The organism is Acidovorax sp. FG48, assembly GCF_057809085.1.
In genome coordinates, this window is sequence record NZ_JBMDJH010000019.1 from 93,630 (window position 1) to 102,530 (window position 8,901).

Below are 8,901 nucleotides of genomic sequence, written 5' to 3' on the forward strand. Positions count from 1 at the left end.
CTTGGCGGGCACCGGCGGCCCGCGGGTTCTTGCGATGGGGCCTGACTGTAAAGCCAAACGCTGCATGAACGCCGAATGCAAAAACGGCCGCACAAAGCGGCCGCTGGGGCAAGAGTCGGTCGAGCCGCCGAAGCCAACGGCCTCAGTTCAACGCCACGCGGCTGCCGTCCTTGAAGGTATAGAGCGTCACGGCGGGCGTCGTCAGCTCGCCCTTGGCGGTGAAGGCGATGTTGGCGGTCACGCCCTTGTATTCGGTCTTGGCCAGGAAAGGCGTGAACACCTTGGGGTCCACCGAGTTGGCGCGCTTCATCGCGTCGGCCAACACCATGGCAGCGTCATAGGCGTAGGGGCTGTAGATCTGGAACTGGCCGGGGAACTTGGCGTCGTAGCGCTTCTTCCAGTCCGAGCCGCCTTGCATCTTGTCCACCGAGGCGCCGCCCGTGGCGCAGGTCACGTTTTTCAGCGCGGGCGTCTTGCCCGACAGTTCGGGCAGTTTCTCGGTGCACAGGGCATCGCCGCCAAAGAACTTCACGTTGCCCAGGCCCAGCTGCTCCATCTGGCGCAGCATGGGGCCCGCCTGCGCGTCCAGGCCGCCGTAGAAGATCGCGTCGGGCTTTTTGTTCTTGATGGCGGTGAGGATGGCCATGAAGTCGGTGGCCTTGTCGTTGGTGAACTCCTCGGCCACCACCTTCAGGCCCTTTTGTTGCGCCGTGGCCTTGAAGACCGAGGCCACGCCCTGGCCGTAGGCCGTGCGGTCGTCGATGATGGCCACGTTCTTGAGCTTGAGGTGGTCCGCGCCAAACAGCGCCAGCGCAGCGCCCAGCGCGTTGTCGTTGGCGATGAGGCGGAAGGTGGTCTTGTGGCCGGGCTTGGTCAAGTCGGGGTTGGAGGCCGAGGCCGTGATGTGGGGCAGGTCGCACTTGGCGTAGACGGCCGACGCAGGAATGGACGTGCCCGACTGCAGGTGGCCCACCACGCCTGCCACCTTCTGGTCGCACAGCTTCTGCGCCACGGCGGTGGCCTGGCGTGGGTCGCCCGCGTCGTCTTCGGCCGCGATTTCAAACTTGATCTTCTTGCCGCCGATGACGAGGTTCTGGGCGTTCAGGTCGTCAATGGCCAGACGCACGCCGTTTTCCGTGTCCTTGCCGATGTGGGCAATGCCGCCCGACACCGGGCCTGCGTGGCCGATCTTGACGGTTTGCACGTCCTGGGCGGAGGCCAGGTTGGCCGCCAGCGCAAGGGCGGTCAGGGCAGAAATACGGAACAGGGGCGAAGAAGCGAAAACGGGGCGCAGCACAGTACAAAGTCTCCTGGGTCGGTCAAAGCATCCTGTTGTGCACCGAACTTGTACACAACAAACCCTGCATCGTAGCCACCCGAACCCTCATTTCTGGAAAATTACTAAGCAAACTTAGTAATTTGCTCCGGCATTAACCACGCTAATGAGTCCGGCGCCCACCGCCCGGCAAGGCACGCTGGGATAATCACGCCCCATGTCCCTCCTGCCCCACCAGCTCGAACTGCTCTCGCCTGCGCGCGACGCAGACATTGGCATCGAAGCCATCAACCACGGCGCCGATGCCGTCTACATCGGCGGCCCGGCCTTCGGCGCCCGGGCCAGCGCGGGCAACGACATCCGGGACATCGAGCGCCTGGTCAAGCACGCGCACCGCTTCAACAGCCGCATCTTCATCACACTCAACACCATCCTGCGCGACGATGAGCTGGAAGCCGCGCGCCAGATGGCCTGGCAGGTGTACGAGGCGGGCGCGGATGCATTGATCATCCAGGACATGGGCCTGCTCGAAATCGACCTGCCCCCCATCCAGCTGCACGCCAGCACCCAAACCGACATCCGCACGCCTGAAAAGGCGCGTTTTCTGCAAGACGCAGGCCTGTCGCAAATCGTGCTGGCGCGCGAGCTCACGGTGCAGCAGATTGCCGCCGTGCACAAGGCGCTGGGCCCGGTGGATGCCCCCGGCCGCGCCAACATTGAATTCTTCATCCACGGAGCGCTGTGTGTGGCCTACAGCGGCCAGTGCAACATCAGCCATGCGCAAACGGGCCGCAGCGCCAACCGGGGCGACTGCAGCCAGGCCTGCCGCCTGCCCTACCAGGTGACGGACGCACAGGGCCGCTTCATCGCGCACGACAAGCACGTGCTGAGCATGAAGGACAACAACCAGAGCGACAACCTGCGCGCCCTCATCGACGCGGGCGTGCGCAGCTTCAAGATCGAAGGGCGCTACAAGGACATGGGCTATGTGAAGAACATCACGGCCCACTACCGCACGCTGCTGGACGAAATCATCGAAGAGCGCGAAGCGCAGGGCCGCCCGCTGTCGCGCTCGTCCAGCGGGCGCACCACTTTCACATTCAAACCCGACCCGCTGCAAAACTTCAACCGCGAGTTCACCGACTACTTTGTCACCGGCCGCAAGGAAGACATCGGCGCCTTCGACACCCCCAAGAACCCCGGCCAGGCCATCGGCTGGGTGACCAAGGTGGGCCCCGACTATGTGGAGCTGGAAATGAGCGACCCCGCCACCGTGCTGCACAACGGCGATGGCCTGTGCTACTACGACCTGCACAAGGAGCTGGTGGGCATGGCCATCAACGTGGCCGAGCCGGTGTCGGCACGGTCCGTGGGCCAGTGGCGCGTGTACCCCAAGGACCCTATGGAAGGCTTCAAGGACCTGCGCAAGGGCACCGAAGTCAACCGCAACCGCGACATGGACTGGGTGCGCACGCTGGAGAAAAAATCCAGCGACCGCCGCATCGGCCTGTGGGCGCACCTGAGCGAAACGCCCACCGGCTTCAGCCTGATGCTGACGGACGAGGATGGCAACGTGGGCAGTGCCGACGTGCAGCAGCCTCACCAACCCGCCACCGATGCGGCCAAGGCCGAAGCCAGCCTGCGCGAGCAACTGGGCCGCTTTGGCGCCACGGTGTTTGCGGTGCACGACATTGCGCTGCAGCTCTCGCAGCCGTGGTTTGTGCCCGCCTCGGTGCTCAACGCCCTGCGCCGCGATGCCGTGGCCGACCTGGAAGCCAACCGGGCCCGCAACTTTGCCCGCCTGCCGCGTGCGACACCGGTGGAGCCGCCTGTGCCCTACCCTGAGGACACGCTCTCCTTCCTGGGCAATGTGTTCAACCACAAGGCCCACGATTTTTACGTGCGCCACGGCGTGAAGGTGATCGCTGCGGCCTACGAGGCGCATGAAGAAGAAGGCGAAGTCAGCCTCATGATCACCAAGCACTGCGTGCGCTTTTCCATGAGCCTGTGCCCCAAGCAGGCCAAGGGCGTGACGGGCGTGCAGGGCACCATCAAGGCCGAACCCTTGATGTTGATCAACGGCAAGGAAAAGCTGACCTTGCGCTTTGACTGCAAGCCCTGTGAAATGCACGTGGTGGGCAAGATCAAGCGCCAGGTGCTGAACCAGGTGCCAGAAGCCCCGCTCCAGTTCTACAAAGCCCGGCCGCACAAAGCACATTGATGCACCTGCATGCGGCATGCTTACCTGCACTGCCTCATGCACACTGACACGTTTTCATATCCGCCCAGGGGGCGGGCACCATGACGGCCACATTGCTCGTGTGGCTGCAATTTGCGGCCTGCGCAGTGCTGATTGGCGCTGCGGGCTATCAACTGTCACGCCATGGCGATGCCATTGCCCTGCGCACTGGGCTGTCGGGCAGCTGGATCGGTCTGACCTTGGTGGCCAGCGTGACATCGCTTCCTGAACTCGCCACCGGCATCACCAGCGTCACCATCGCCAACACCCCCAATCTCGCCGTGGGCAACGCTTTGGGCAGCTGCGTGCTCAACCTGGTGTTTCTGGTAGTGATCGACCTGCTGCACCGACCCGCACCGGTATGGACGCGCGCCGCCCATGGCCATGTGCTGGCAGGCGCATTTGGCGTGGTGCTGCTCGGCTTTTTGCTGCTGGGGCTGCTGATGGGTCAGCTGGGCACCGTGGCCAACACCTCCACCAGCCTTGGCAACGCCTCTCAGCACGGGGTGGGTCTGCTCACGCCCGTCATCCTGCTGCTGTATCTGGTAGCGATGCGAACCGTCTTTGCGTACGAACGAAACCACCCCGCCGCACCACAGGCAGACTTGCCCCCCTCCACCAAAGAAGCGCCAAGGTCTTTGCCCAGCCTCCGGCAAGCGGTCGTGCGCTTTTCCATCGCCGCGGCCATCGTGGTGGGGGCGGGCATGTGGCTGCCCTTTTTGGCCGCCAACCTGGCCACCACCATGGGCTGGAACCGCAGCTTTGTGGGCAGCCTGTTTGTGGCCTTGGTCACCACCTTGCCTGAACTGGCGGTCACCTTGTCCGCCCTGCGCCTCGGAGCGTTGGACATGGCCATTGGCAACCTGCTGGGCAGCAACCTGTTCAACGTGGCCATCGTGGCCATTGACGACCTGTTCTACCGCCCCGGTGATCTGCTGGCCCAGGTGTCGCCGGTGCATGCCATCACCGCCGCATCGGCCGTGGTGATGACCGGGCTGGCAGTGGTGGGTCTGTTCTTTCGCCCGCGCAGCCGCGTGCTGCGTGCCGTGGGCATGGTCAGCATCGGGATGGCGGCGGTGTACCTGATCAACACTTACGTGGTCTTTCTGCATGGAAGCTGATGCCGTAAAACACCACCACCCGCACCTGCGCGAAGCTCAGGACGTTGCACGCGAGCACTCCGTTGATCTGAACGAGGGTCTGCATGCCGACGAAGCCCTGCGCCGCAGCGCCACCCACGGCGCCAACGAGTTGGCCGTATCGCAAGACCGCCCCTGGTGGCGTCTGCTGACCGACCAGTTCAAAGACTTCATGGTGCTGGTGCTGCTGGGCGCGGCCGTCATCTCGGGGCTGGTGGGTGAGGTCACCGACACGCTGGTGATCCTCGTCATCGTGGTGCTCAACGCCGTCATCGGCTTTGTGCAGGCTTGGCGCGCCGACCACGCCATGGCTGCATTGCGGCAACTGGCGGCGGCGCACGCCACCGTGCTGCGCGGCGGCATGGTACAGGTCCTGCCCGCTACTGAGCTGGTGCCCGGCGACATCGTGCTGCTGGAGGCTGGCAACCAGATCCCGGCCGACCTGCGGCTCATCGAGATTGCACAGCTGCAGGTGGATGAATCGGCCCTCACGGGCGAGTCCGTCACCGTGGCCAAGCAGACCGAGGCCCTGGCGGCCGAAGACGTGGGCGCGCTGGGCGACCGTACCAACATGGCCTTCAAGGGCACCACGGCTACCCATGGCCGGGCGCGCGGGTTGGTCGTAGCCACCGGCATGCACACCGAGCTGGGCAAGGTGGCCACGCTGCTCGACACCGGCGACCGCAGCACACCGCTGCAACTGCGCCTGGCCGCGTTTGGCAAGCGCCTGGCGATTGCGGTATTGGGCATCTGCGCGGTGATCTTTGTGGTGGGGGTGCTGCGTGGCGAGGCGCCGCTGCTCATGGCGCTCACCGCCATCAGCCTGGCCGTGGCCGCCATCCCCGAGGCCCTGCCCACCGTAGTCACGGTGCTGCTGGCCCTGGGCGCGCGCCGCATGGTGGCCGTGCATGCGCTGGTGCGGCGCCTGCCGTCGGTGGAGACTCTGGGCTCGGTCACCACCATCTGCTCGGACAAGACCGGCACCCTGACCCAAAACCGCATGCACGCCGAGCTGCTGCTGGCCCACGGCGTGCGTTGGGTGCCCGGCGACCCCCTGCCCGGCCCCGCCCACGCCGAGGCCCTGCGCGCTGCCGCGCTGTGCAACGACGCCACGCTACAGGCAAAGGCCGAAGAGGGTCCGTCAGGCACCCAGTGGCTGGGCGACCCCACCGAAACCGCGCTGGTGCTGGCCGCCCACGCGGGCGGGCTGGACAAGGCCCAACTCGACGCCGCCAGCCCCCGCGTGCAGGAGCAACCGTTTGACTCCGACCGCAAGCGCATGACGACCTTCCACCGCGCGGCCGCAGGCTTTGTGGCCTACACCAAAGGCGCGCCCGAATCCGTGCTGCCCCGCTGCACCGCCCACTGGACGCCTGAAGGCGCTGCCGCGCTCGACACCGCCAAGGTCCTCGCCACCGCCCAGCAACTCGCCGCCCAGGGCCTGCGGGTGCTGGCCCTCGCCCGCCGCAGCCACGCCCGCCTGCCCGACACCAACGACATCGACGCAGTAGAAAACGAGCTGGAGCTGCTGGGCCTGATCGCCCTCATCGACCCACCCCGCGCCGAGGCCCAGGCCGCAGTGCGCGACTGCATCAGCGCGGGCATCACTCCGGTCATGATCACAGGCGACCATCCTGCGACTGCGCGCGCGATTGCGCACCGCCTGGGCATTGTGAAGAGCAGCGATGCCCCGGTGCTTACCGGCGCCGACCTGGCCACACTGGACGATGCTGCCCTGCGCGCCCGCGTGGAGCAGGTGCAGGTCTACGCCCGCGTGGACCCGGCGCAGAAGATCCGCATCGTCGAAGCGCTGCAGGCCCAGGGCCACTTCGTGGCCATGACGGGCGATGGCGTGAACGATGCCCCGGCGCTCAAGCGCGCCGACATCGGCGTGGCCATGGGCCAGGGCGGCACCGACGTGGCGCGCGAGGCGTCCAGCCTGGTGCTGCTGGACGACAACTTCGCCACCATCGTCGCAGCGGTGCGTGAGGGCCGCCGCATCTACGACAACATCCGCAAGTTTGTGCGCTACGCGATGACGGGCAACTCGGGCGAGATCTGGACCATCTTCCTGGCGCCGCTGTTGCTGTTGCCCATCCCTTTGCTGCCCATCCACATCCTGTGGGTCAACCTCGTCACAGACGGCCTGCCCGGCCTGGCGCTGGCGGCCGAACCGGCCGAGCGCGGCATCATGCAGCGCCCGCCCCGCGCGCCGCGCGAAAGCCTGTTTGCCCACGGCATGTGGCAGCACATCCTGGGTGTGGGCCTGCTCATCGGCGGGCTGTGCCTGGCGGTGCAGGCCTGGGCCCTGCACACCGGCCACACACACTGGCAGACCATGGTGTTCACCGTGCTCACGCTGGCGCAGATGGCGCATGTGATCGCCATTCGCTCCGAATCCGAACCCATCTGGCGCCTGGGCCTGCTGAGCAACCGCCCGCTGCTGGGTGCCGTGCTGCTCACCTTTGCGCTGCAGATGGCCACCATCTATGTGCCCTGGCTCAACCCCATCTTCCGCACCGAGCCGCTGAGCCTGGGCGAGCTGGCGCTGTGCATCGGCGCCGCGCTGGTGGTGCTGGTGGTGGTCGAGATCGAGAAGGCCTGGCGACGCAGCCACCCACAGCGGCGCACCACGCCAGAGTCCAGCGACAGCGCCCTGGACGAGCCTGCGACCTGAGGGCACTCCCGGCACGCAAGAACGTCATAAGCACATAGCCAACGATTCGATGACGCCGTGGGCCAGCGGTGCCAGAATGGCCCGCGCCATCGGCACATTCGGCTCCGCCCCAGCATGGGTGGAGGCCGGTTGCCCCAACTCCCTTCCCTTCAACGAAAGAGACAAGCTGCATGAAAATCGAGACCCTGGCCGTCCACGCAGGCTACAGCCCCGACCCCACCACCAAGGCCGTGGCCGTGCCCATCTACCAGACGGTAGCCTATGCATTTGACAGCGCCCAACATGGCGCCGACCTGTTCGACCTGAAGGTGCCGGGCAACATCTACACCCGCATCATGAACCCGACGACCGACGTGCTCGAAAAGCGCGTCGCGGCGCTCGAAGGCGGCATCGCCGCGCTGGCCGTGGCCTCGGGCATGGCAGCCATCACCTACGCCATCCAGACCATTGCCGAGGCGGGCGACAACATCGTGTCAGCCAGCACGCTGTATGGCGGCACCTACAACCTGTTTGCCCACACGCTGCCCCAGCAGGGCATCACCACCCGCTTTGCCGACCCGCGTGACCCGGCCAGCTTTGCGCAGCACATCGATGCGCGCACCAAGGCGATCTTCATCGAGTCCATCGGCAACCCGCTGGGCAACGTGACCGACATCGCGGCCATCGCCAAGGTGGCGCATGACCACGGCGTGCCGCTGATCGTGGATAACACCGTGCCCAGCCCCTACCTGCTGCGCCCCATCGAGCACGGCGCCGACATCGTGGTGCACTCGCTCACCAAGTACCTGGGCGGCCACGGCAACAGCGTGGGCGGCGCGATTGTGGACAGTGGCAAATTCCCGTGGGCGCAGCACAAGACACGCTTCCCGCGCCTGAACGAGCCCGACGTGAGCTACCACGGCGTGGTCTACACCGAGGCGCTGGGCCCCGCCGCCTTCATCGGCCGTGCACGCGTGGTGCCGCTGCGCAACACGGGTGCGGCGCTGGCGCCGCTCAATGCCTTCCTGATCCTGCAAGGCATCGAAACCCTGGCGCTGCGCATGGACCGTATCTGCGACAACACGCTGGCCATTGCCCAGTACCTGCAAAGCCACCCCAAGGTCGAATGGGTGCGCTACGCCGGTCTGCCCGACCACCCGGACCACGCGCTGGTGCAGCGCCAGTCAGGCGGCAAGGCGTCAGGCATCCTGAGCTTTGGCGTGAAGAACAGCGACGCCGATCCACGTGCGGCAGGCGCCCGTTTCCTCGATGCGCTGCAGCTCTTCACGCGCCTCGTGAACATCGGCGATGCGAAGTCGCTGGCCACCCACCCAGCGTCCACCACCCATCGCCAGCTCAATCCTGAAGAGCTGGCCAAGGCGGGCGTGAGCGAAGGCATGGTGCGCCTGTCGGTCGGCATCGAGCACATCGACGACCTGCGGGCGGACCTGGCGCAGGCACTCGACAAGGTGTGATGTGCGAATGGCCATGCGTTCCCACAAGCGCATGGCCAAGCACCTGTCACCGTACTTTTGAGGCGGCGGTTTCAACAACGAAGTGCGCCAGTCCCCAGTGTAAGTGGGGTCACTTT

Annotated in this window: 5 protein-coding genes; 4 read left to right on the forward strand and 1 reads right to left on the reverse strand. The window is 66.0% G+C overall.

Features of this window, described 5'->3' with window-relative positions; all coding sequences use genetic code 11:
- Nucleotides 1-142: 142 nt before the first annotated feature.
- Nucleotides 143-1,297 (reverse strand): branched-chain amino acid ABC transporter substrate-binding protein, encoded by a 1,155-nt coding sequence (locus ACODSU_RS20895; RefSeq protein WP_488844475.1) that lies wholly within the window; start codon nt 1,295-1,297, stop codon nt 143-145.
- Nucleotides 1,298-1,493: 196 nt separating this feature from the next.
- On the opposite strand from ACODSU_RS20895, the gene ACODSU_RS20900 reads away from it, so the two are divergent.
- From ACODSU_RS20900 to ACODSU_RS20915, 4 genes are all read left to right on the forward strand, one after another.
- Nucleotides 1,494-3,497, forward strand: a complete 2,004-nt coding sequence (locus ACODSU_RS20900) for a peptidase U32 family protein (protein WP_488844477.1) — start codon at nt 1,494-1,496, stop codon at nt 3,495-3,497.
- A gap of 80 nt (nt 3,498-3,577) precedes the next feature.
- Nucleotides 3,578-4,636, forward strand: coding sequence for a sodium:calcium antiporter (locus ACODSU_RS20905; RefSeq protein WP_488844479.1), 1,059 nt, complete (start codon nt 3,578-3,580; stop codon nt 4,634-4,636).
- A complete protein-coding gene (locus ACODSU_RS20910) occupies nt 4,626-7,331 on the forward strand; it encodes a cation-translocating P-type ATPase (protein WP_488844481.1) in 2,706 nt (901 codons plus the stop codon). Before ACODSU_RS20905 ends, ACODSU_RS20910 begins: the two co-directional genes overlap by 11 nt.
- A gap of 170 nt (nt 7,332-7,501) precedes the next feature.
- Complete coding sequence (locus tag ACODSU_RS20915) at nt 7,502-8,785, forward strand: O-acetylhomoserine aminocarboxypropyltransferase/cysteine synthase family protein (RefSeq protein ID WP_488844483.1); 1,284 nt, start codon at nt 7,502-7,504, stop codon at nt 8,783-8,785.
- Nucleotides 8,786-8,901: the final 116 nt, after the last annotated feature.

Bases quoted from the DNA above. Each gene is read 5' to 3' on its own strand.
- ACODSU_RS20900 (WP_488844477.1), top strand. From the start codon at position 1,494: ATGTCCCTCCTGCCCCACCAGCTCGAACTGCTCTCGCCTGCGCGCGAC.
- ACODSU_RS20905 (WP_488844479.1), top strand. From the start codon at position 3,578: ATGACGGCCACATTGCTCGTGTGGCTGCAATTTGCGGCCTGCGCAGTG.
- ACODSU_RS20910 (WP_488844481.1), top strand. From the start codon at position 4,626: ATGGAAGCTGATGCCGTAAAACACCACCACCCGCACCTGCGCGAAGCT.
- ACODSU_RS20915 (WP_488844483.1), top strand. From the start codon at position 7,502: ATGAAAATCGAGACCCTGGCCGTCCACGCAGGCTACAGCCCCGACCCC.